General features: G+C 33.9%; 16 protein-coding genes. 11 read left to right on the top strand and 5 right to left on the bottom strand.

Going from position 1 to position 23157, the window contains the following annotated elements:
- The first annotated feature begins 94 nt into the window (after nt 1-94).
- Genes CHB58_RS01425 through CHB58_RS01390 form a run of 8 tightly spaced genes read left to right on the top strand, consistent with a single transcriptional unit; the run spans nt 95 to nt 12620 of the window.
- Nucleotides 95-589 (top strand): hypothetical protein, encoded by a 495-nt coding sequence (locus tag CHB58_RS01425; RefSeq protein WP_089322311.1) that lies wholly within the window; start codon nt 95-97, stop codon nt 587-589.
- Nucleotides 589-1842, top strand: coding sequence for a PelD GGDEF domain-containing protein (locus CHB58_RS01420; RefSeq protein ID WP_089322310.1), 1254 nt, complete (start codon nt 589-591; stop codon nt 1840-1842). The genes CHB58_RS01425 and CHB58_RS01420 overlap by 1 nt, the downstream gene beginning before the upstream one ends.
- Entirely contained in the window at nt 1835-2764 is a 930-nt protein-coding gene (locus CHB58_RS01415; protein ID WP_089322309.1) for a tetratricopeptide repeat protein, read from the top strand. The genes CHB58_RS01420 and CHB58_RS01415 overlap by 8 nt, the downstream gene beginning before the upstream one ends.
- Nucleotides 2761-4281, top strand: a complete 1521-nt coding sequence (gene pelF, locus CHB58_RS01410; RefSeq protein ID WP_089322308.1) for a GT4 family glycosyltransferase PelF — start codon at nt 2761-2763, stop codon at nt 4279-4281. The genes CHB58_RS01415 and pelF overlap by 4 nt, the downstream gene beginning before the upstream one ends.
- Entirely contained in the window at nt 4262-5644 is a 1383-nt protein-coding gene (pelG, locus tag CHB58_RS01405) for an exopolysaccharide Pel transporter PelG (protein WP_089322307.1), read from the top strand. The genes pelF and pelG overlap by 20 nt, the downstream gene beginning before the upstream one ends.
- Nucleotides 5610-8351, top strand: a complete 2742-nt coding sequence (locus CHB58_RS01400) for an endo alpha-1,4 polygalactosaminidase (protein WP_089322306.1) — start codon at nt 5610-5612, stop codon at nt 8349-8351. Before pelG ends, CHB58_RS01400 begins: the two co-directional genes overlap by 35 nt.
- Nucleotides 8284-9369: a tetratricopeptide repeat protein gene (locus CHB58_RS01395; RefSeq protein ID WP_089322305.1), complete on the top strand. Its 1086-nt coding sequence runs from the start codon at nt 8284-8286 to the stop codon at nt 9367-9369. Before CHB58_RS01400 ends, CHB58_RS01395 begins: the two co-directional genes overlap by 68 nt.
- Nucleotides 9366-12620, top strand: a complete 3255-nt coding sequence (locus tag CHB58_RS01390) for a tetratricopeptide repeat protein (RefSeq protein ID WP_089322304.1) — start codon at nt 9366-9368, stop codon at nt 12618-12620. The genes CHB58_RS01395 and CHB58_RS01390 overlap by 4 nt, the downstream gene beginning before the upstream one ends.
- A 1-nt stretch (nt 12621) precedes the next feature.
- Here the strand turns inward: CHB58_RS01390 and CHB58_RS01385 are convergent, their stop codons facing one another.
- From CHB58_RS01385 to CHB58_RS01365, 5 genes are all read right to left on the bottom strand, one after another.
- A complete protein-coding gene (locus CHB58_RS01385; RefSeq protein ID WP_089322303.1) occupies nt 12622-15219 on the bottom strand; it encodes a BamA/OMP85 family outer membrane protein in 2598 nt (865 codons plus the stop codon).
- Nucleotides 15216-16148, bottom strand: coding sequence for a radical SAM protein (locus tag CHB58_RS01380; RefSeq protein WP_089322302.1), 933 nt, complete (start codon nt 16146-16148; stop codon nt 15216-15218). The genes CHB58_RS01385 and CHB58_RS01380 overlap by 4 nt, the downstream gene beginning before the upstream one ends.
- Before the next feature lie 11 nt (nt 16149-16159).
- The gene (locus tag CHB58_RS01375; RefSeq protein WP_089322301.1) at nt 16160-17041 is read right to left on the bottom strand and encodes a hypothetical protein; all 882 of its coding nucleotides are present in this window, start codon (nt 17039-17041) and stop codon (nt 16160-16162) included.
- Entirely contained in the window at nt 16977-19139 is a 2163-nt protein-coding gene (locus tag CHB58_RS01370; RefSeq protein ID WP_245807308.1) for an urea transporter, read from the bottom strand. The genes CHB58_RS01375 and CHB58_RS01370 overlap by 65 nt, the downstream gene beginning before the upstream one ends.
- 67 nt (nt 19140-19206) lie before the next feature.
- Nucleotides 19207-19500: a zinc ribbon domain-containing protein gene (locus tag CHB58_RS01365; RefSeq protein ID WP_089322300.1), complete on the bottom strand. Its 294-nt coding sequence runs from the start codon at nt 19498-19500 to the stop codon at nt 19207-19209.
- Nucleotides 19501-19627: 127 nt separating this feature from the next.
- Between CHB58_RS01365 and CHB58_RS01360 the strand changes: the two genes are divergently transcribed.
- The 3 genes from CHB58_RS01360 to CHB58_RS01350 are packed head-to-tail and all read left to right on the top strand — an operon-like array spanning nt 19628 to nt 23153.
- Complete coding sequence (locus CHB58_RS01360) at nt 19628-21328, top strand: FAD-dependent oxidoreductase (RefSeq protein WP_089322299.1); 1701 nt, start codon at nt 19628-19630, stop codon at nt 21326-21328.
- The gene (locus tag CHB58_RS01355) at nt 21328-22296 is read left to right on the top strand and encodes a succinate dehydrogenase/fumarate reductase iron-sulfur subunit (RefSeq protein WP_089322298.1); all 969 of its coding nucleotides are present in this window, start codon (nt 21328-21330) and stop codon (nt 22294-22296) included. Before CHB58_RS01360 ends, CHB58_RS01355 begins: the two co-directional genes overlap by 1 nt.
- Complete coding sequence (locus CHB58_RS01350) at nt 22293-23153, top strand: CoB--CoM heterodisulfide reductase iron-sulfur subunit B family protein (protein WP_089322297.1); 861 nt, start codon at nt 22293-22295, stop codon at nt 23151-23153. The genes CHB58_RS01355 and CHB58_RS01350 overlap by 4 nt, the downstream gene beginning before the upstream one ends.
- The last annotated feature ends 4 nt before the right edge of the window (nt 23154-23157 follow it).

The raw sequence follows: 23157 nt of genomic DNA, 5'->3' as shown, positions 1-23157 counted from the left end.
GGAAATTTAAATCAAATTTGACTTATTTTTATCTATAATATAAAATCAGATTCATCCATTAAACAAAGTAAAAGAATATATAAAAGGAGGTATAATGAAAAAAAAGTTAAACATCGGATTTCTAATATCATTAATAGGATTGGTATCAGGCTGTGCAACCCAGGTAAACAAAACTCCTGTAATTTTTCCTGAAAACAAAATATGTGCAGTTATCCCATTTGTTAATTATTCCGAAACTCCTCTTGCAGGTGAAAGTGCTGCATCTATAACTTTTGGGGTTTTAAAATCTAAAGGTTATAGAGTGAAAAACTTTTTTGAAATAAAAGATGAAGATCTTTCCGTAAAAGAGATAAAAGAACTTAAAAAATCTTTAAAAGAGAAAGGTTACACTTGCATAGTTGGAGGATATGTAAACGAATGGCGGTATAAAACCGGAATCGATGGTGAACCTGCAGTAAGTGTTACCATATACATTGAGAATCCCTCAACCAACAGTACTTTATCAACAATAACTCTTTCCAGTTCTTCATGGGGACATAAATCCATCAGTACTTTATATCAGGAATTACTTAACGGGGAAGTTAAATAATGGCCGGCAATAGAGACATTGCGGTCAAATTTGTTATAGCTGAAGCGATTGTTTTTGCCGTAATTCTTGCAGGAATAGGATTCTACACAAGCAGTAAAGATCCCCTATTCATACACAGCTCTGTTAATCCTTTTGTGATTCTCTCCCTATCCTTAACACTCTTCTACGGCCTTTTAGGTGGATTGATATTTATTGCCGCATCTATTCCGGCATTTTATTTTCTTTATCACATTTTCCCTGTCAACTTCCTTTTATGGGACCTGCTTCTTGTTTTAATAGCCGGAGAATTCTTCTTCTACTGGAAAAAGAAAATACAGCTTGCTGAAGAGGAAAACATCTATTTTAAAGATAAATTAAGAAAACAGATAAACGATTTTATACTTCTTAAACTCTCCCACGATCAGCTTGAAAGACATTACCTTATTAAGCCTGTAAGTATAAGAAGCGTCCTTGAACAGATAAGAAACGAAATAGTAAAAGATAAACGCACTGCTTCTAACAAATTAATGAATCTCATAAATGAAGCCTTTAATGTAGAAGAAGGAAATCTTTACCTAAAAGAGAAAAATTGGTTTAAAGAAGTTGGTTACATAGGAACTTCTGCTGAACTTGATACTGAAGATCCCCTTGTAAAAGAAGCACTGGAATCTGGAAAAACAGTTTTTATATCTTCAAAAAGTGAAAACACAAAATACCTTGCTATTATTCCAATATTTGATAACAGAAATGAAGATGAAATAGTTGCTCTTTTTGCTGTAAGGAAAATTCCTTTTAGATACTTAAACGCAGACAACATCCTTTCCATAAACGTTGCACTCATATGGTTCTTCGCAGAGCTTAAAAAGAGTGAATCTGCCACAAAAGTTATAGAAGAGATTCCTTACCTTCCCCTTGAATTTGCTGCTGAAATAGAAACCCTCAGAAAGATGAATATAAAATTTGGTATAGATAGCTACATTGTAGTTTTTAAAATAGATAGGGAATTCTCAGACCTTGTAGACTTTATCCATAGAAGAATCAGAGGAATAGATGTTGCTTTCTTTAAAAAAGAGAAAAATACTAATAAATATTTTCTTTTTGTTCTCCTGCCACTTTCCCCTCTGCCTTCAGCAGAAGGATTTGTAAACAGAGTCAAAAAAGAGATAGATAGATATATAGGAGAAAAAGCCTTTCAAAACCTGGAAGTTAAGCTTTTAAAGATTGACAATTATATAGTGGAACATCTAAAAAAGTTTGAGGTTGAAAATGAATAGCTTAAATTTATTTTTCCTGCTTCTTATTCATACTCTTATTTCTCTTATTTTAGCTATATTCACTGTTATACTTCTTCTTAAGAAAATTGAAAGAAAAAACTCTTTTGAAGTTCTGAAAAATATATTTATCCTGTTTGTATTAATATTCCTTATTCCAGTAGGAGGATATTTTATTATTCCCTTCTACTTTCTAATTCTTTTCCCTAAAAAAGGTATCAGCCTCCCCAACTACTCAGAGCTTCCCATAAAAGATATTACTATGGAAAAAATTAAAGCAAAACCAAGAAAATTTGGTGAAGCTGCCCTAATTCAATTTGTGAAGCAGAAAAAATTAACAAATGAAAATTTTATGCTCGTAATAAGTAAATTTATCCATCCTCTAACAGTCAAAGCTATGAAAAAGGCTTTTGCTTCTACAAATGATGAAGTTCGACTTTATGCTTTTGCCGTTATTTCAAAATATGAAAACGAAATAAACGAAAAGATTGAAATGTTAAAACAAAAACTTGAGAAAGTCAAAACTGAAGAGGAAAAAGGAGATATCTATTATGAACTTGCAAACTTATACTGGGATATGTACTACCTTGGTATAATTGATAAAGAACTTGAAAATTTTGTTTTAAAAGAAACAGAATTTTATATAGAAAAAGCTCTTGAAATTACTGATAATCCCGAAATCTGCTTTCTTGCAGGAAAAATCTACCTTAAAAAATCTCAAATGGAACTTGCTGAAAAGTTTCTTGAAGAAGCTTTCAGAAAAGGCAGTAAAAACCTAAAATCTAAAGTAGCTCCTTATCTTGCTGAAATTTACTTTAAGAAAAAGAATTTTTCCAAGGTTAAAAAACTGTTTTCCATTGTTGAGTTACCTTTACAACCTGATGTCTGTTTCATGAAAAAATTCTGGTCAGGTGATACTCAATGATAAAGGTGAATAAAGGCAAACCTGTTGATGTTGCAATTATAGCCGAGGGAACATATCCCTATGTTAAGGGAGGAGTCAGCTCCTGGATTCACAGCCTTATTTCAGGACTTGAAGAGTTTAATTTTGGTGTTGTCTTTCTTGGAAGTAGAGAAGAGGATTACGGAGAAATTAAATATAAACTTCCTGAGAATTTAACTTATCTTTCTGTTAATTTCATTTTCAGTGATAAAGAAAAACCACCACCTAAAATTATCAGAGCAGGAAAGGAAAAGTTTGAAAGAATAAAAGAGATTCACAGGTGGTTTAGAGGAGAAAAAGGTAAACTGTTTCTGGAAATCCTCCAGAAAAGGTCTTTCTATCTGACAGAAATAAGGGAAGAGGAGTTTTTATACAGCAAAGAAGCCTGGGATTTTATAGCCGAAAGTTACTTTGAATATGCTGTTGATTCACCTTTCGTTGACTATTTCTGGACAGTAAGGAATATCCATGACCCTATCTGGAGAGTCAGTAAGATTATGAAAGATATACCTGATACCTCCATTGTTCACAGTCCATCAACAGGTTATGCCGGTTTTCTCTCATCTCTTTTAAAAGAAGAAAGGAAAACACCTTTTATTCTTACAGAACACGGTATCTATACAAAAGAGCGGAAAATAGACATAGTAAACGCTGACTGGATAAAAGACCGCTCCTTCTTCTTTCAGAAAGAGGTTGACGATATAGACTACCTCAAAAAAATGTGGATAAACTTTTTTGCAGGAATAGGAAAATTCTCCTATGACGCAAGTGATTTAATCATCTCTCTTTTTGAAGATGCAAGAAAGCTTCAAATAAAACTTGGAGCTCCACCTGAAAAGACCAGGGTTATACCAAACGGTGTAAAAGTTGAAAATTTCTTAAAATCAAGAAGAAAAAGAGCAAAGAAAATTCCGAGAGTTATAGGTTTAATAGGGAGAGTTGTCCCTATCAAAGATATAAAAACTTTTATTAAAGCAATAAGGATAGTTGTAAACCATTTCCCGGAAACTGAAGGATGGATTATAGGACCCACTGAAGAAGATCCCATCTATTTTGAAGAATGCAAAAAGCTTACAAAAGTTCTTGAGCTTCGTAATAACATAAAATTTTTAGGTTTTCAAAACTTAAAAGAAATTTTTCCACAAATCGGCCTTACAACTCTAACCTCAATAAGCGAGGGAATGCCGCTTGTTGTCCTTGAATCATTTGCTGCCGGAGTTCCTGCTGTTACAACTGATGTAGGTTCATGCAGACAGCTCATCTACGGCGGATTAAATGAAGAGGATATAAAAATCGGGAAAGCAGGAGAGGTGTGCCAGGTTGCAAACCCATCTCAGCTTGCCAAAGCTTACATAAAACTTCTTACTGATGAAAGAGAATGGAAAAAATGCCAGCGTGCAGGAATAGAAAGAGTCGAAAGATTTTATACGTATGAACAGTTTATTGATAATTATAGATTAATTTACAGGAGTTTCAAAAATGGCGGGAATCTCATTTGAACTTAAAAAAACTCTAAAAGGAAAAAAACTTACAAATCTACTCCTTGCATTTACATATTCAACATCTTTAAGTGCCGGTCCCTGGATAATATCAATTTTAAGCATTATCTTTGCAGGATTTGCAGCAGAACAAGCAGGAGTTCCGCACGAAATTGTAAGAAAATATCAAATAGTTGTAACCTACATAACCGCCTTTAGCCTGATAATATCAGGGCCATTCCAGCTACTTTTCACAAGATACATAGCTGACAGGCTTTTTGAAAAGAAAGAAAATAAACTTCTTCCAAACTTTACAGGAGTTCTTTTTGTTAACCTTTTGCTCTCCTTTATTTTCGGAATCTGTTTCACATGGTTCACATCTTTAAAAAATATTTTTTATGAAATGCCCTGGTTTGTAATTCTATTTATTCTATCTCTTATTCTAATGACTGGGTTGTGGATGATAAACACTCTTTTAACATCCTTTAAAAATTATAAATATATCCTTTTTGCATTTATAGCAGGATTTGGTTCTATGATAATCACCGCACCATATACTGGTAAATACGAACTTACAGGTTTAATGTTCAGCTTTTTTATAGGATTGCTGATAGTTTTTTCCCTTCTTACAGGCTATATTTTCTACCAGTACAGCAGCGACAAAATTGTTGAATTTGAATTTCTTAACAGGAAAAAGGTATTTATTTCCCTTTCTTTCACAGGACTTTTCTACAATATTGGAATATGGGCTGATAAGTTTATTTTCTGGCTTTCTCCCCTTACAGGAGAGAAAGTGATAGACCCTTTCAAAGCTTCTATAGTTTATGACATACCTATATTTCTTGCGTATCTTGCTATTTCTCCGGGTATGGGTATCTTCTTTCTGAAACTTGAAAGTGAATTTGCAGAGTATTATGAAAGGTACTACTCTGCAGTTAGAGGAGGTGAAACTCTTGACAGGATATATGAACTTGGAGTTGAACTTGTAAACGCTGTCAGAGCACTTGTTCAGGAGGTACTGAGAATTCAGGCAATTGCTGTTATTATTATATATTTGATGGAATTTATAATTTTTAAATTTCTCCACTACTCTCCCCTCTACCTTCCTTTATTTAACATATTGCTTCTTGGAACATACCTACAGCTTGTTGTTATGACGATTATAGCTATTCATTTCTACTTTGATTTAAAATCCTACGCACTATATACAACTTTTAGTTTTGCTTTATTAAACATAATTTTTACTATTCTATCTATTTACGCAGGTCCTTTCTACTATGGATACGGCTTTTTAGGTTCATTACTTATAAGTTTTCTTGTAGGAATTTTCCTTTTAAGGAGGTTTTTAGGTGAGATTCATTACAGGACTTTTATGCTTATTTAGTGTTTTTCATCTGTTTATTTCAGATGCACACGGAAAAAATCCTTCCGTTGCAGTAATCTATTCTAACCCTCCTGACGAAATTTTACATCTATACGACTGGATAATTCTTGACCCTTCAACTTTTCAGATTGAAAAGTTTAAAAAGGAAAAATTCTATATAAAAAGATATGGAAAACTGATTTCTTATGTAAGTATAGGTGAAATTGAAAAAAGTGAAATTAGCTCTTTAAGTGAAAACTTCAAAAAAACCTGTTTCATCGGAGAAAACAAGCGATGGAAAAGCTTTATTATTGATATTAGAAAACCTCTATGCAGAGAATTTCTTAACAGAAAGATAGCCTCTTTAAAAGATTACGACGGATTTATGCTTGATACTGTTGATTCGTATCAGAACTTGCTTCCTGAAAAAGAGTGGTATTCCTATGAAAAGGCAGAAGTTGAGTTTATAAAAAATCTTAAAAGTAGATACCCGAAAAAACTGATACTGGTAAATAGACCTTTTAAGATAATAGATAAAATTCATAGTTTTATAGATGGTATTATTGTTGAATCTCTCCATTACGGTCTTGATAAAAACCTTGAATACAAAAATCAAAGCGAAGAAGATATAAAATGGCTCACCCAAAAACTCAAAAAGATAAAAAAGTATGGCCTTCCAATTGTTATCATAGATTACCTTCCTCCATCAAAAGCTAATCTGAGAGAAAAACTTGCCAGAAAGATAGAAAACACAGGTTTTATTCCCTGGATAACTGACAAACATCTTAAAGGTATTGGAGAAGGAGTTTACCACTTTATACCGAGAAAGATAGCTCTTGTTTCCAATCTTCCATATTCAGACAGCTTACTTCACACAATGGTACAACTTCCTATTGAATGGCTTGGATTTGTGCCTGTTTTCTATAACAGCGACAATCTTCCCAATCTTGATGATTCATACACCGGCGCAATAGTGTGGCTTGAAAAAGAAGGGTCTAAGAAGGAAAAAATCAAACTCCAGAACTGGATTAAAAAAGAGATAAGCAATAGAAAAAAAATATTTATAGTAGATCCTGAAATGTTTGACGAGAAATTCCTTTTAAATTCATTAGGTATAAAAATTTATGAAAATAGAAATGATATCAAATCGGGATTCAAAATTAAATACTCAAGTGGAATACTCAATTTTGAAATAGATGCAACTCCTGTACCAAAGGAAGTCCTGAAGAAACCTGCAAATGGAACATCTCTGTTAACACTTGTAAATAATGTAAATGAAGAATATGTACCTATAGCCATAACAAAATGGGGAGGATATGCCGACTCAGAGTATTTTATAAGAACCATAATGGATAATGACCTGTGGGTTGTAAATCCTTTTAAGTTCTTTTCACAGATTTTTGGGAATATTCCATCAATGGATGTAACGACAGAAAACGGACGGAGAATACTTACAGTCCACATTGATGGAGACGGCTTCAACGGAACGGTAACATTTGCAGAAAATAAAATCCCAGCACAAATAATAAGAGATGAAATTATAAAGAAATACCCTGATATACCTCATACAGCATCTGTAATCGTTGGAGAAATTTCAGAAGGAAAAGAAAAACTTATAAAAGTAGCAAAATCCATATTCAGCCTGAAAAATGTTGAAGCTGCAAGCCACTCTTTTTCCCATCCCTTTAGCTGGAAAGATTTTTACCTCATAGAACAGGGAATTAATCCTCATGAAAAAAAAGAGCTAAAATATGGCTATTATTTAAAAATTAAAGGATATACGCCTTCTATTAAAGAAGAGATTATAGGTTCTATTAACTGGATAAACAAAAACCTGCTGCCTGATAATAAAAAAGTCAAAGTTTTCCTATGGACTGGAGATTGCGTTCCTGTAGAAAATGCAGTTAAGCTCACTTATCTGGCAAAAGTTTACAATGTTAACGGAGGAGATACAACAATAACAAATAACCATCCTTTCTTATCTTATGTATCACCTATGGGAATCAATATCGGGAATTATTTCCAGATATATGCTCCGATTCAAAATGAAAACATATACACCGATGGATGGAGGGTAAAAGACGCCTATAAAAAGGTCATTCAAACATTCAAACTTACAGAAAAACCTTACAGACTCAAACCCCTCAGTATATATTATCACTGGTATTCAGGAGCGTTCAAACCTTCACTAAAAGCCCTTAAAGAAGTTTACAAATGGACTTTAAATCAAAAACCGATTCCTGTGTTTCTGTCACAATACGCGCAAAAAGTGCTTGAATTTAGAACCACAGCACTTGCAAAAAAGGGAAAAAAATGGATTATAAAAAACGATGGAAATTTAAGAACGGTAAAAGTGCCTCTATCTTTTGGATATCCTGACATTGAAAACTCAAAAGGCGTAATCGGATATAAAAAGATAAATAACCAGTTATACATCCACCTTGACTCTTCGGGAGATTATAAAATAGCCTTCTCAAAAAAGGACAGAAATTCCTTTTATATAGTTGAAACAAACGGTGTTGTTAAAAAATTTATTAATATTAAAGAGAAAGGAACTTTTATATTAGATTTAGAGACATTGGGAAACTCTCTTGAAGTAACCCTCATAAAAAGGAATGGTTGCTATGTCAAAACATCAGAAAATGGGGAGCTGATTGAAAATGGAAAATACACAATTGCAAAATTTAAAGGGAAAAAAGGGATTCTGGAAGCAGATTGCAAGCGTTAAAGTATTTTCAAATATAGAAATTTTTGTGTTTATTCTGCTTCTTGTCATTCTCGCAGTTTTGCTATTTCCTGAAAAGGAGATATCATCACTTCTTAAAACAGAAAACGGAAATCCGGACTTAAGTCTTTCAAAAACTTATATAAAAACACTCCTCAAAATAGAAAAAAATCCAGAACTTATGATTCTTCTGATAAAAAGTGATATAAAAGCAGGAAACTATGAAGAAGCACTGAAACTTATAGAAGAACTTGAAAAAAGCAAAAAAATTAGTAAAAAAGAAATTGCATATATGAAACTTGAGATTTATGAAAGGATGTTTTTCGCAGAAAAAAATAGAAAAAGAAAGGAAGCTTTAAAGAAGGAGCTAAAAAATCTAATAAAGTATCTTGCTTTAAGCGAATTCTCATCCTTAAATCTTGAAAAGCTTTACAAAAAAGCCTTAAGCTTTAATTTCCATGATATTGCTCTCCTGATAAGCAGCAAAAAGGCCGATGAATCCAAAATCTGGCTGGAAAGAGCCTACAAAACGGCAATTACACTTAAAAAATATGATGACGCTTTCAAGTATCTTGATAGATTAATTGAAACTTCAGAAAGAACCAGAAAAATAAAATATATAAAAGAGGCTTTTAATCTCTCTGTCTCTATTGGAGATTACAGCAGAGGCTATAAATACGCTAATGACCTACTATCTTTTGATGCTCTCTCTACTGACGATGTAAAAAAGATTATAGATATGGCACTTTTTGAAAAAGATTACAATACAGCTCTTAAATTTTCATACAGAATGTTTGAAAAAAACCGTAGCAAATTTTACTTCAAGAAAACTGTTCAGCTTGCCCTCTGGTCAGGGAAATATGAGCTTGCAAAGCATCTCCTTGAAAACTATGGAGAAAAATATATTACAAACCCCAATATGGCTCTTTTTATACTGCACACAGTTATGGCTTTAAATGACAGAAAAGTCGCTGTTCATATCGCACAGAAAGCTATTGATATCTACGGGGAGAAAAAATGAAGGGCTTTAAAACAGCTGTTTTTTGTTTAATCTTTACCGCAACAGCTTATGGAAAAATCTTTTACTCCTGGCAACTTGGAACTTTCAACTCTTTTAAAGAAGCAGAAAAATTCGTAGCAAAATTGCCAAAAAATCTAAAAAAAGAGGTGTTTATCTATAAAACCCAATCAGGACTTATAACTGTAAGATACAAGCTGGCTGACAAAGTAAAAAAACTAATAAATTTCAAACCTGTGCTGATAAATGCAGGTATCAAAAACCCATATATAGCCCCAACAATTAAAAAGAAAGTAAAAAAAATAGAGGAACTAACCGCTGAAGAAAAAATATACTCAATTCAGCTTGGAACATTTGATTCTGTTGATAAAGCAAAAAAATTTATTCAAAGTTTACCTGATAGCTTAAAAAAAGAAACGTTCCTTTATAAAACAGATAAAGGTTTTATAACTGTAAGATATGGAATTGCTCCAACGGTAAAAAATTTAAGAGAAAAAGCAAAATTTCTTAAAAATTGCGGAATAAGCAACTACCTCCTCGTTCCCACAGACCCAAAAAAATTGAAAAATAGCAACAACTATCAAACTTCCCAGAGAAAAATTACAAAAGATAAAAGAGAAGAAATTTTCAAACTTTCATTAAAGATATTCCTTGCCAACAGAGAACTTAAGAAAGCCCTTAAGGTTGCAGAAATAGGAACCAGAAATTATCCGGAAAAGAAATTCTGGTGGGAACAACTCGCACAAATAGCAACATGGACAGGCAACACGGACACAGCACTTAAAGCTTACTCCACCCTTTATTTCAAGTTTAAAGATGAAAAAGTCTTTGAAAAACTGTATTCAATAGCAACAGCCACCGGAAAAACCGAACTTGTTCTTAAAATTATAGAAAATGAAGCAAAAAATGGAAGAAAAGTTGTTACCTACAAAAAACTATTTTCACTTTTTCAAAAAGAGGGAGAATCAGAAAAAGCCATAAAACTTGCCGAAAGACTATACAAAAACAATCCTGAAATTATAAGAGAAATCGCAAAAATACACTGGTTTTATGGGAATAAAGAAAAAGCTCTGGAAAATCTTGAACATTTGAAGGAACTAAACGCTTTCACATATAAAGATGCTATAACTGAAGCAAAAATTTACATTTCTCAGAAAAAATTTCAGAAGGCTCTACACATTTTAAAAAAATTTATACCTAAAGCCCCAGAAAGCGATAATGAGTTCTGGAGATTTCTATCCTCCCTCGCCTGGATAACAGGAGACTACAAAACATCAGCAAAAGCGGCAAAAATACTGATGGACACAGGGAAAGGAGCCCCTTATGACTATTCTCTGTTAATTCTCTACCTTTCGGAGAAAAATCCTGAAGAAGCCCTTTTCTATACATTAAAAGCATACAAAAAAACAAAGATGGAAGACTTCATTTTAAACTTTATATCCATTGCTGCTCAAATCGGAAAATGGCAAAAAATAGTGAATTTCATCAACTCCCTTCCTGAAAGAGAGAGAAAAAATATTCTCTCTCAGGAATATCCTTTCTCTGTTTACATACTCGCACTTTCAAAAACAGGAAACCGTCATAAAGCGATGGAACTTATCGTAAATAGACTTACCTCTTCGCCAAACAAAGAACTTTTAAAAACCTATATAAATTTCCTGATAGAGATTAACACACCTGAAAGTAGAAAAGAATTGCTAAATGTTCTCAAAAAGTTTAAAAACTACGAAAATGAAATACCTGAAATTTTTGCCAATGCATATCTTTACCTTCAAAATGGCAAGAAAGCTCTTACAGCATTCAAAAAAATAGAAAAAACAGATTACCAAACACTTCTTTTAAAAGCAGATATCCTTGAAGTGTATGGAAAAGTAGAAGAAGCAAATAAAATCAGATTTTTAATATACAGAAAATTGCATAAATCGGAAAACAAACTTATAGAAAACCCTCAAAGTCTCCTTGCATATTTAAGAGTAGCTTCTTTATACCGCAGTCATTACTTAAAACTCTTGAATAGATATAAACAGAACATTCCAGAAAACACATATAAAGAGCTTTTATATTCTCACATGATGAAAATCGGTGAAGATGAAAAAGTGGAATATAAAGTACAAAAAAGAAAAGAGAAAGTTTCACCCTGGCTTCAACTTTCTCTTACTTTAAGAGAAAGTAACACTGAGAAAATCAAAAAAATTCTGCACAGATATGGAGAAACACTTCCTGTAAGAGATAGAGTGTATGCCTTTGAAAAAATCAAAGCAACAGGAAACGCTTATAATGCAGCATTTGAAAAACTTGACCAAAACCCTTACGATTCCCTCCTTTATAAACAGTTTAGGGATCTTACGGTAGCTTACAAAAACAGCTATAATCTATCAAGCTTTTTTACACTTTCACAGGATTACAACCAGCTAACAAATATCTTTAATTACAAAAAATATGTAAAAAATAATACCTACCTTAAAATTTCTCTTGAAAATATACAACTCTACGGAAAAGAAAATTATACCTATCTTAAAAATAGAAACAAATTAGAAATCTCTGTTTTGAAACTTCTTGACAGAAGCAAACTCTCAGCATCATCCACAATCTTTAAAAATGTTAAAGAGAAAATCGGCTTTAAACTCGAATATTCTCATAAATTCAAAAGAAACATCATCACAGATCTTGGCTTCTATCTTAAAGAACCGGCAGATGAATCTGTCTATCTCATATCAGGAGGATATAAAACAGGTATTACTGCATCCATTCAGTATCCTGTAAGCAGTAGATTTTATACATCTTCAGAGATAAAAAGCTTTGATTATTACACTGTAACTGATGAGAAAATAGGAAAAGTAACCATTTTAAATTTATCAGGCTATTACAAACTCAGAATAGGTTATCCTGACTTTACATTTAAAAGCTATATAAGAAAAACTTTCTTCTCGGAAAATCATAAAAACACATTGATTGATAGGTTTACAATTTATCCCCCGGCCGATGCACTTCCAGACAGCTCTTTTGAAGTTGGAGCAGGATTTGAGTTCGGCTATGAAAACAGAAACAGTTTCGTAAGAACATGGAGACCTTTTTTCAACACCTGCATAAGCTATAATTCCAGGTATGGAACGGGTATTTCTATAGGTGGCGGATATGGAGGATCTATATTTGGAAGGGATAATTTAAACCTTGAAACAGGGTTAACCATTAATCCTGAATCTCCTGCAGACAGAACAATCAATTTTGGAGTTAATTACAAAAGATGGTTCTAAACTAAAAAGGAAATCCAAAGGAGATATGAAACCTACCTGGTCCCTGCCCAGGTATCTTTTTAAGTTTATACCCATAATCCACCCTTAAAGGTCCCACAGGAGTCAAATACCTGAATCCTATACCAACAGAACTATACCAGTTGTTAAAAGTAAAATCACCAATTTCTGGAAAAACCTGCCCCGCATCATAAAAAGTAGCAAGTTGCACAGAAGAAAGAAAATTATACCTTAACTCAAAACTGAAAAGAGAATAGAAATCTCCACCAATATAATTCCCATCACTATCAACAGGAGAAATCGTTCCGTATCTATACCCTCTTATGCTTTCAGCTCCTCCAAGATAAAATTTATCCTGTATTGGAACCCCATTTTCTTTTAAAGGTTTTATATAACCTGTACCTATCCTCAATGCAGCTATAAGTTTATTTTTAAAAAAAGGCTTCAGTTTCAAACCTTTAAGTTCAAAAAGGAAATAACTGGCATCCCCTCCTAATAAACCACCTGTATATGCCAGTTTATTGTAGATTCTGTGACCTTTCACAGGATTTGTAAAACTGTTTCTCCAATCAAAATCTGAAGTTATATAAAACGTTTTTTTATAAAATGTCTCTTTTCCCATACCCTCCGAAGTCATTATCTCCCTTGCAAGTTCAAGTCCGTAGTTTTGAGTTATTTTTCCCCATTGTCTTCTTGATACCTCAACCCTTGTTATATATCTAACGACATCAAAACTTTCAAAAATTTCCCTTTTCCTAATTAATGTTAAATATCCTCTGTTCCTTTTACCCAAGATACCCGATTTACCAACCTTAAAAAGGATATTTGAACCTTCATCCTGTCTATATTCTCCAGATAGGAAGAAGTAAAATCCTCTGCCAAAAGGAGAACTGCTACTGCCAGAGGTTTTCAAACTGATACCGGCATCAGAACTATATCCAACAAATCCCTTTACACGAAGCAGTGGTGCTTCCTCTAAATTGTACACGACATTAACTACACCGTCTTCAGAAACCTTTATCTCTCTAAGATCTATCATTGTAAAAAGTTGTGTTCTTGAAAGAAGAGAATACTGTTCAATAACAGAATTTCTACTGTAAAACTTTCCCGGATTAAGAACCGTAATAGAATTTAGAACATCTACCTTCGTTCTTTTTAATCCGGAAAAGATAACAAAACCGATTTTATATCTTTTCCCTTTATTTATATTAACTTTAAAAGTCGTATAAATAGTGCTTCCTGTCTTTGTTTCTTTTTTCTCAACATTTACTTTTACATCAAGAAATCCTTTAGAGGTGAAAAATTCAACCACTTTCATTCTAAGTTTTGTTTCAAAATCAGCTTTATAAGGAACGGGCAATTTAAATTCGTTTTGAAGCTCTCCGGGCAATCCGACTATCTCTTTTACAATTCTTCTTCCCTCAACGTCAAGGTCAAACAGAAGTGTCCTTCCCTGCAACTTATATTTAACAATTATTCCAAAATACCCTTTATCTTTCAGATAAAGTTTAAGCTCTGCCAGCTTATCTTCAATTTTTTTGACTGAATAATAACTGTATCTTAAAGTGTTTAAGATATTCAAAACTTCTTCCTTATCATCTTTCTGAAGATGACCCTTAACAGTTAAAGCAACTTTTCTGATTTTTACTCTTTTCCCCTCATTAATAATAAACTTAACCAGCACAGTATTATTATCTAAATCCTTCAACTCCGTCCAGACTCTAACATAAGGAAATCCTTTATTTCCATAAAGTCTCTTGATATTTTCTATACTTCTTTCAATTTCAAATTCATCAAAAGCTTTATCTTCTTTAAAAGTAAGGACCTTTAAAATCTTTTTTGTTTTAATATGTTTATTTCCTGTTATCTTTATAACATATCTTTTACCTGGAACAACCTTTATAATAAGTACTGTTTCTTTTCTGTTCTCCTTTTTCTTCAGGACCTTCCAGGAAAAAGAAATTTCAACATTAAAATAACCAAGCTCTAAAAACTTCTTTTCAATATCTTTTACAACTTCAAAAATCTGTTCTCTGTCAAATCTTTTCCCAACTTCTTTGGAAAAAATTCTTTCAACAATGGCTCTTAAGTCAGGAACTTCACACTCCACCAAAATCTTTGTTATTACGTGAGGAAGGCCCTTATCTATATTAAAAATAACACTATATCCTCTAAATGTTTCTTCCGTTTTTACATTAATCTTTACATCTTTAAACCCTGCACTTCTCAATTTAAAAAGAAGAAGAAGCCTTGCATTTTCTATAAGCTCAGAGGAATATATCTGGTTTAAAAGGAAATTTTTGACAATATTTTCATCCTTTTTCATAAATTCAGGAAGACCCCTGACAGAAACAGAGGTTATCTTTAAATTTCTGGCAATTCTTATATTATTGTTATCTATCTCAGCTTCATAACCTAAAAATCGCAAAAGTTCTACCACTACATGTGTGCAATTTGAAGCAGAACAAACTTTTTTTGATTGAGCTATTATCTCTTTTTTAAGATATTCAGGAAAATATACATCAGAGCTTATGTTTATAACTTGCGCTTGCGCCTTCAAGGAAAAAACAAAAATCAGAATAAAAACCTGAAAAAATCTCATTTTTTCTCTTTTCCTTTAAGATAAAAAACGTTTCCAAATTTTACTTTAAACACTCTCCCTTCTCTTAACAACTCTTCAACCGCCTTTTCCACATCTTCCTGCAATACCCCAAGAGCATCTGAAATCTCTTTTATCGGACAGGGACGTCGGTTTACAAGATCAAGAATCTCTCTTTTAAAATCAGAAGTAAAACTGCTCCGATTTTCAGTAGATTTTCTTACAATAATATCCGTAGCAGGATATTTAACCATCTCTTTTATCTTCTCAAGCTCTTCGTAAGAAAGAGGTTTGCTGTTATAAGCTGGAGGCCTATCAACTGTGTTTATCTGCCATCTATCTGGCTCCAAATAGTGCACAAACTCACCTATCTTTAGAATTTCATCTTTATTATTGTTTAAACCTTCAACAAATAATGTTTCAAGCCAGATTTTCCCTTCTGTTTCCTTTTTAAGATTTAAAAGCCCCTTTTTTAAAAGCTCTACCGAAATTGCAGATACAGGTCTATTAATTTTTTTCAAAACAGTATCTGAAGCTGCATCAAAGGAAGGCAGAAAAAGGTCCATCTCCCTTATATCATTTAAAACATCTTTCTGCCACAGTAATGAACTGTTCGTTATTAAAGCAATAGGAATATCGGGGATTTCTCCTTTCAAAAATTTAACTACTTTTCCTATTTTAGAATTTAAAGTAGGTTCTCCGTAACCACTGAAGGTTACAAAATCAACCGGAGGAGAAGCAGACAAAAAATCCCCAAGCTCTTTTATAACCTCCTTTACAGGCACATACTCTTTTCTTTCAAGAGTTTTAACAGTTGTTCTTCCCACTTCACAGTAAACACAATCCATACTACAAACTTTATAGGGAACAAGGTCAACTCCAAGAGAAAGGCCAAGCCTTCTTGAATAAACAGGACCAAATATGTATTTCAAAAACACCTCCTTTACCAGGTATAGCCTACATACCCTGTTACAGAAGTTTGAACAGCATTTTCTCCAGTATCAGGATACTCAAATCTATTTAAAGATGCAGTAAATCCGACTCTATAATTTTTATCAATCTTATATCCACCATCAAAAACTATTCCTCCCTTGTAAACATCTCCTAAGTTATAAACAACAAATCCTGAATTTTTCACAGCAAAAACCTGCTCCCCTCCCCAAAGAAAAACACCGGCATCAAAATTACCTTTATAAAAGTGAACTCCAAATTCCCCTGAAAAGTAATTGGTTTTGGAAAAAGCAAAATCTGCCGTATCTCCAACCTTTATATAGTATCCTTTTACCCAGGTATAATAGGTGAAATTTTTTGTATAAAAATACTTTCCAAGATGAGGAACAAATTGAAAAACCTTAGTGGAAGGATAAAACGAAACTGCAAACTCTAACCCAGAATTCCAGTTGTAAGGTTTAAAGTATGTTCCGTCAAAGTAGAAAATAGAACCGTTATTTGTTGATTTGTCATCTGTTAATATGTAATGGAACCCGAAACTAAAAATATGATTTTTTAGAATTTTATCTGTATTTGTGTAAAGAAGAGTAAAATCAAGCTGGTCTATATAATCTGTCACGATCTCTGTTCTTTGTTTTCCTTGAAAAGAAACAGTTTCTTCTGTTTTCTCTTCCACTCTCGTTGCAGATATTCCAAAGGATGTTGATTGATAAAGATCTCCTGTATTTAAATAAAACGTTCCAGAGTATCCAGAGGTTTTATTGCCACTGCTATAATCAATATAAGTTCCATAAAAAGCTGAATAGGTTTTAGCCGATGCTTTTTGTGAAAAAAGCACTGCCATTGCCGTTGCCATTAATAAAAACTTTTTCATCCTCTACTCTCCTAAGTATTAATCTTTTTTTGTTAGACTCAATTTTAATCTCTTTAAATCCAAAGTTAGAATCAACTTTAATAAAAGTTGACAGAAAACCATTAGGATACTCCACTTTTCCAGAAATAGAATTATTTCCAGAACATTCATAAATCGCTTTAACCTCATAAAAATCGTGTTTAAAGGAAGCTAAAAATCTCAATATAGCTGTCATCATGCCATTTTCTAAAAGGTCTAACGGTAAATAATCTTTCCAGAATAAAGCCTTTTCAAGAAACAGGGGTATTTTACTACCTGAAATAAAAAGATACCTTAAATAAGAATCTTTATTCCCTTCAAAATTAAGAAAATAGAAAGTCTCATTAAATACAGCAAAATAAAGCTTCGCACTTCCATCTGTAAGATAAAAAGTCCCATCAGGAGCCATCTTAACAGCAAATTCTACATCACCCATTTCTTCATCATTTTGAACAACTTTATATTTCATAACCATGTCTATTAAAAGATTTAATTTTTTCTTCAAAGCTTTATCTGCAAATACAGGTTTTACTCTTTCGTCCCTTAATGGCACTCCATTATCAACAAATTCTCTTTCATTTCGTATAAAAGGTGCAAAACTAAACGGCACAGTTGGAGAACCGATATCAGATAATAGTTGCACATGAATATGAATGTGAGGTTGAGGAGAATAACCTGAATTTCCGCAAAGCCCTATAATAGAACCCTTCTCCACCCAATCTCCTGACTTTACCTTTAAAGAATTTTCCTTAAGATGAGCAATAAGAACGTAGAATCCCCTCTCATCATATATCAAGACATAATTTCCGAAATTGTTTTCTTTATCAGCCTGACCGGGAGGATTATCCTTAATTCTATCCAGAGCTTTAATAACCCTTCCTCTTACAGGAGAAAGAACTGGTTTTCCGAAAGCATAATAATCTGTTAAAGAATTACCGTCACCTTTAAAAGTACTTCCTTTATCATCAGAAATAACAAAATCAATTGCATATTTCCAGGGTCCCCTGTGCGTCCATTCTCCATCAAAAGACTGCCATACCGTCCATTCACCAGAAAAAGGAAGAGACAATGTTCTTGTGGAAAAGGGAAATCTTTTTAAGTAAGTAAGATAATAATCAAGTGTTTTTTCTGGAGTTCCTCTATAAAGCTTTGTCGTATATTCCCAGCTAATAAGACCGAGCGTATATACTATAAGTAAAGTAACTGTATTAAACGGTAAAGCAAATACAGGAATTCCAAACTGTTGCCAGAAAGCTTTCGTTGATTCCACAATCGGAACAGCTATAATGGAAGAAAGTATGGCAAAAAGATAACTTTTAGGAGAAGGTATAAGGAAAACACCTCCAACAGCCATAGCTATCAATATATAGTTGAATGCGGAAATATCATTAAAGGTATTCACGAACGACCCTGTCATCAAACCTGTGATAAATATTGCTGAAAAATAGCCAATAACAGCAAGAAAAGTAAGAATTCTTGAATAAAGAAAAAGGGCTAAAAATATGAACAACCCTGCAAAGACAGATGGAGAAAAAAGAATTGCACCAAGTGAAGAAAAGAAGCCTTTTAAAAAATCAGGAAGATGTAGCTGAAAAACAGGATAATGTGGATATAAAGATATTACAAAAAGATTAGAATATCTAATTGATGCAAGATAAACAATAAAGCTTCCAATTACAAAGGGAATACTAAGCACTGGCAACTTCAAATAGTAAGAAAATATAGAAGATAAAGTGTAAGTCATGAGAAATGTTAATATTCCGAGACTGAAAATAAAAATAAAAGTAAGAAGGTTTAGTTTGAAAAGGTAGCCTATTGCAAGCCCTACAAGTAATGGATTGTAAATATAAAAATCAAGTCCGAGAAAAGTGTCTTTAAGACCCAATAATCTTGCAAAAGAATAAGCCGAAATAACACACAGGAAACCTGATAATGCCATATTTGGATTAAGTAAAGTTATAAGGAATAGAAAAAAACCAAAAAGCGGCTCTGAAATGAAAAAAATCCCAGAATAACTTTTAAGAAAAGATAGCAAAAAACTTTTAACTTTATTTCCAGAAAAATCGGACTCCAAACCCAACACACCTCATTTTAATAAAGTTAGAAACGGGGATATTATACCCCATTTCTAACTTTCAAAACTATATCTACCCTCTACACCAGCCTCTTCCTCTTCCATTTCTACGCCAGCCAAAACCTTTCCCGAAGCGAGGACGCCAACCCCAGCCAAACTTGTGCATATTACCACAGCACAGAAATACCGGCTCACTTTCTTTTCCATCTTTTTCCCGGCTTTCAAAATCCCCGGCTTCTGTGCCGATTCTAACTATACGTTCACTTCCGCACTCAGGACATTCAAGCATCCATTTTGGTTTACCGAAGGGAACCTTAAACTCTTCGCCACAATCCATACACTTAAACACTCTTACCGGCATCTTCATGTTAGTACCTCCTAACAAGAGTTTCATTTAAAAATATATTTCTAATTAACTTAAAAACAAGTTATAAAGTCTTAATTTTTGGTAGAATTAGGGCAGATGAATTCACTTATATTCAGCAGGAGGAAAAATGTTAAAGCTTGATGTCGCCATAGTTGGAGCGGGCGGAGCAGGACTATATGCAGCTCTCTCAGCAATAAGAAAAAATCCGAATATAAAAGTCGGAGTAATCTCTAAAGTTTATCCAACCCGTTCACATACAGGCGCTGCTCAGGGAGGAGTAAACGCAGCTCTTTCAAATGTGGCCAACGATTCCCCTGAAAAACATACCTACGATACGATAAAAGGCAGTGATTTCCTTGCCGACCAGGATGCAGCAGAACTTATGTGCCAGATAGCTCCAAAAATAATAATAGAAATGGAACACATGGGATTACCTTTTTCAAGACTTGAAAACGGTAAAATAGCCCAGAGACCTTTCGGGGGAGCTTCCTTCCCCAGAACCTGTTACGCAGCAGACAAAACAGGACATGTAATGCTACAAACTCTTTTTGAACAGTGCATAAGAAGAAATGTCAAATTTTTTAATGAATGGTTTGTTACATCCCTTGTTCATGATGGCCAGAAAATATGCGGTCTTATAGCAATAGATATGAAATCTGGAAAAATAGAGGTTATAAGAGCAAAATCTGTAATTCTTGCAACCGGCGGACATGCAAGAATATACTGGAAAAGAACATCAAACGCTCTTGGCTGCACAGGTGATGGAACTGCTCTTGCTTTAAAAACAGGAGTTCCTTTAAAAGATATGGAGTTTGTGCAGTTTCATCCTACAGGTTTAAGGAGAACTGGAATTTTAGTTACTGAAGGAGCACGGGGAGAAGGCGGATATCTCATAAACAAAGAAGGTGAAAGATTTATGTCCAGATACGCCCCTGAAAAGATGGAACTTGCTCCAAGGGATATGGTTTCAAGAGCGATAGAAACAGAGATAGCACAGGGAAGAGGATTTGAAGATGATGAAGGAAATAAATTTGTTTTCCTTGATTTAAGACATCTTGGAAAAGGAAAAATACTTGAAAAATTACCTCAAATCAGAGAACTTGCAATAGACTTTGAGGGAATTGATCCTATAGAAGAACCCATTCCTATCAGACCCACAGCCCACTACTGTATGGGAGGAATTGATACAGATATAAATACTGCAACCATTATAGACGGGCTATTTGCAGCCGGTGAGTGTGCATGTGTATCGGTGCACGGAGCAAACAGACTTGGCGGTAACTCCCTACTTGATATAGTTGTGTTTGGAAAAATAGCCGGAGAGATGGCAGCTGAATACGCTTTATCGTCAGAACTACCTGAATTTCCGGTAGAAAAGTTGAAAGACGAAAGAAATAAAATAGAATCTCTATTTGAAAAGGATGGAAAAGAAAAACTTGCCACACTAAGAAATGAATTAAGTGACACCCTCACAGAAGGAGCGGGCATATTTAGAGATGAAGTAAAACTTAAAAAAGCTCTTGAAAAGGTAAAGGAGATAAAAGAACGGGCAAACCATATAAAGGTTGAAGACCTCTCATACACATTTAACACAAATCTTCAACAAACTCTTGAGTTTTTAAACATGGTTGAACTCGCTGAAGTTACAGTTATTACAGCACTTGAAAGAAAAGAAAGTAGAGGTGCTCACTTTAGAACAGATTACCCAGAAAGAAACGATAAGGAGTTTTTGAAACACTCAGTAGTTACCTTTGAAAATGGTGATTATAAGATCTCTTATAAACCTGTCACTATAACAAGATACAAACCTGAAGAGAGGAAATACTAATGGAAAAAAGAAAAGTAACCTTCAGGATAAGTAGATTTAATCCGGAATATGATGATTTTCCCCATTTTGAAGCGTTTAAAATAACAGTCCATAAAGGAATGACAATCCTTGAGGCTCTTCAATACATAAAAGACAACATAGATCCAACTTTAACATTTAAAGGATTTTGCAGAAGTGCAATCTGCGGTTCATGTGCTCTAAAGGTTAACGGCCATCCTAAACTTGCCTGCAAAACGCAAGTTTTTATGGAACTTGACCGCTTCAACACAGATACCTTAACCCTTGAACCTCTTCAAAATGCAACAGTAATAAGAGATCTTGCAGTTGACTTTAAAGATGCTCAAGAGAAATTTGAAAGGATAAAACCGTATTTAATTCCCGACCCCGAGATTGTTCCACAAAACTGTGAAGAAGAATCTATAGTCTATCCAGAAGAAGTTGAAAAATTTGATAAATATACTGACTGTATCTTATGTGGAAGTTGCTTCTCAATGTGCCCTGCTGTTATGAATTTTAAAGAATATGCTGGACCTTTCCAGCATGCAAGAATATACCGTTTTGCAAAAGACCCGAGAGACGGATTAAAAGAGGAAAGAAGTAAAATCGCCTACGCTTTTGACCTGTGGCAGTGTATAAGATGTGAAAGATGCTCTGATGTATGCCCGAAGCAGATTTCCTCATCTGAAGCTGTTATCCACTTAAGAGCTATGTCCATTAAAAAAGGACTAACTCTAAATCCGGGAGCAAGACACGCAATAGCTTTTTATAAAAGTGTAATTTCAAAAGGTATCTTAAATGAAGCGATAATTCCTCTTATGTCTAAAGGAATAAAAGGTGTAATTGAGGAGATGCCCGTCGCCCTTTCTTTTCTTGCAAGAGGGAAAATGCCTCCTCCCCTTGTAAAACCGATAGAAGACCTTGAAAGTTTCAAGAAAGTTGTTGCCCTTTCTGAGGAGGTGGAACTGTGAAAAAATTTGCATTCTATCCCGGATGTGCCCCAAAAGGTGCATCTATAGAATCTTACATCAGTGCAAAAGCTGTAATGAACAAGCTTGAAATAGACTACACAGAACCGCTATCTTTCAGCTGCTGCGGTGCAGGGAATATTGAAGAGGTAAAGCCCTCTGTTGCCCTCGGCATAAACGTAAGAAACCTTGCAATAGCTGAAACAGAAGGAAGAGACATAATAACCATCTGCAGCACCTGTTATCTTGAGCTTAAGAAAGCGCAGAGAAGACTTGAAGAAAGAGAAACTCTGAAAGAGGAATACAATGAAATTCTTTCTGAAGCAGGGTTAAGATATGAGGGAAAAGTAAACGTTTACCTCCTCCACCATGTAATACTTGACTATTTTACAGATACCTTAAAAAAGAAAATCAAAAAACCCCTTACCAATATAAAAGTTTACCCATATTACGGATGCCATTCAATAAGACCAAAGCATATCACAGGATATGATGATTCTGAAAATCCATCATCTCTTGAAAAACTGATAAAACTACTTGGAGGAATCCCGGTATCCGGAAATAGGAGAATCCTCTGCTGCGGATTTCACGCTTCCTTTTCAGCCTCACGTTTAGCAATGACTCTAACAGGGCAAAATCTAAAGGAAGCCCATGATATGGATGCTGACTGTGTAGTAACACCATGCCCATTGTGCCATCTTAATATGGACGCAAATCAAAGGAAGGCTTTGAAAACTATCGGAGAAAAGTTTATCATGCCGGTTCTCCATATTCAACAACTTATAGGACTTGCAATGGGACTTTCACCTGAAGAAATTGGACTTGATAAAAATGTCGTTCCAGCACTTTACATAGTTTAAAGCC

Origin of the sequence: Desulfurobacterium atlanticum (assembly GCF_900188395.1) — a bacterium.
Classification (GTDB): domain Bacteria; phylum Aquificota; class Aquificia; order Desulfurobacteriales; family Desulfurobacteriaceae; genus Desulfurobacterium_A; species Desulfurobacterium_A atlanticum.
Note: the sequence above shows the minus strand (reverse complement) of the source record. Positions and strands in the feature narration are given on the sequence as shown.

Coding starts and splice junctions, on each gene's coding strand:
- CHB58_RS01425 (WP_089322311.1), top strand. CDS start 95: ATGAAAAAAAAGTTAAACATCGGATTTCTAATATCATTAATAGGATTG.
- CHB58_RS01420 (WP_089322310.1), top strand. CDS start 589: ATGGCCGGCAATAGAGACATTGCGGTCAAATTTGTTATAGCTGAAGCG.
- CHB58_RS01415 (WP_089322309.1), top strand. CDS start 1,835: ATGAATAGCTTAAATTTATTTTTCCTGCTTCTTATTCATACTCTTATT.
- pelF (WP_089322308.1), top strand. CDS start 2,761: ATGATAAAGGTGAATAAAGGCAAACCTGTTGATGTTGCAATTATAGCC.
- pelG (WP_089322307.1), top strand. CDS start 4,262: ATGGCGGGAATCTCATTTGAACTTAAAAAAACTCTAAAAGGAAAAAAA.
- CHB58_RS01395 (WP_089322305.1), top strand. CDS start 8,284: ATGGAAAATACACAATTGCAAAATTTAAAGGGAAAAAAGGGATTCTGG.
- CHB58_RS01390 (WP_089322304.1), top strand. CDS start 9,366: ATGAAGGGCTTTAAAACAGCTGTTTTTTGTTTAATCTTTACCGCAACA.
- CHB58_RS01385 (WP_089322303.1), bottom strand. CDS start 15,219: ATGAGATTTTTTCAGGTTTTTATTCTGATTTTTGTTTTTTCCTTGAAG.
- CHB58_RS01375 (WP_089322301.1), bottom strand. CDS start 17,041: ATGAAAAAGTTTTTATTAATGGCAACGGCAATGGCAGTGCTTTTTTCA.
- CHB58_RS01365 (WP_089322300.1), bottom strand. CDS start 19,500: ATGAAGATGCCGGTAAGAGTGTTTAAGTGTATGGATTGTGGCGAAGAG.
- CHB58_RS01360 (WP_089322299.1), top strand. CDS start 19,628: ATGTTAAAGCTTGATGTCGCCATAGTTGGAGCGGGCGGAGCAGGACTA.
- CHB58_RS01355 (WP_089322298.1), top strand. CDS start 21,328: ATGGAAAAAAGAAAAGTAACCTTCAGGATAAGTAGATTTAATCCGGAA.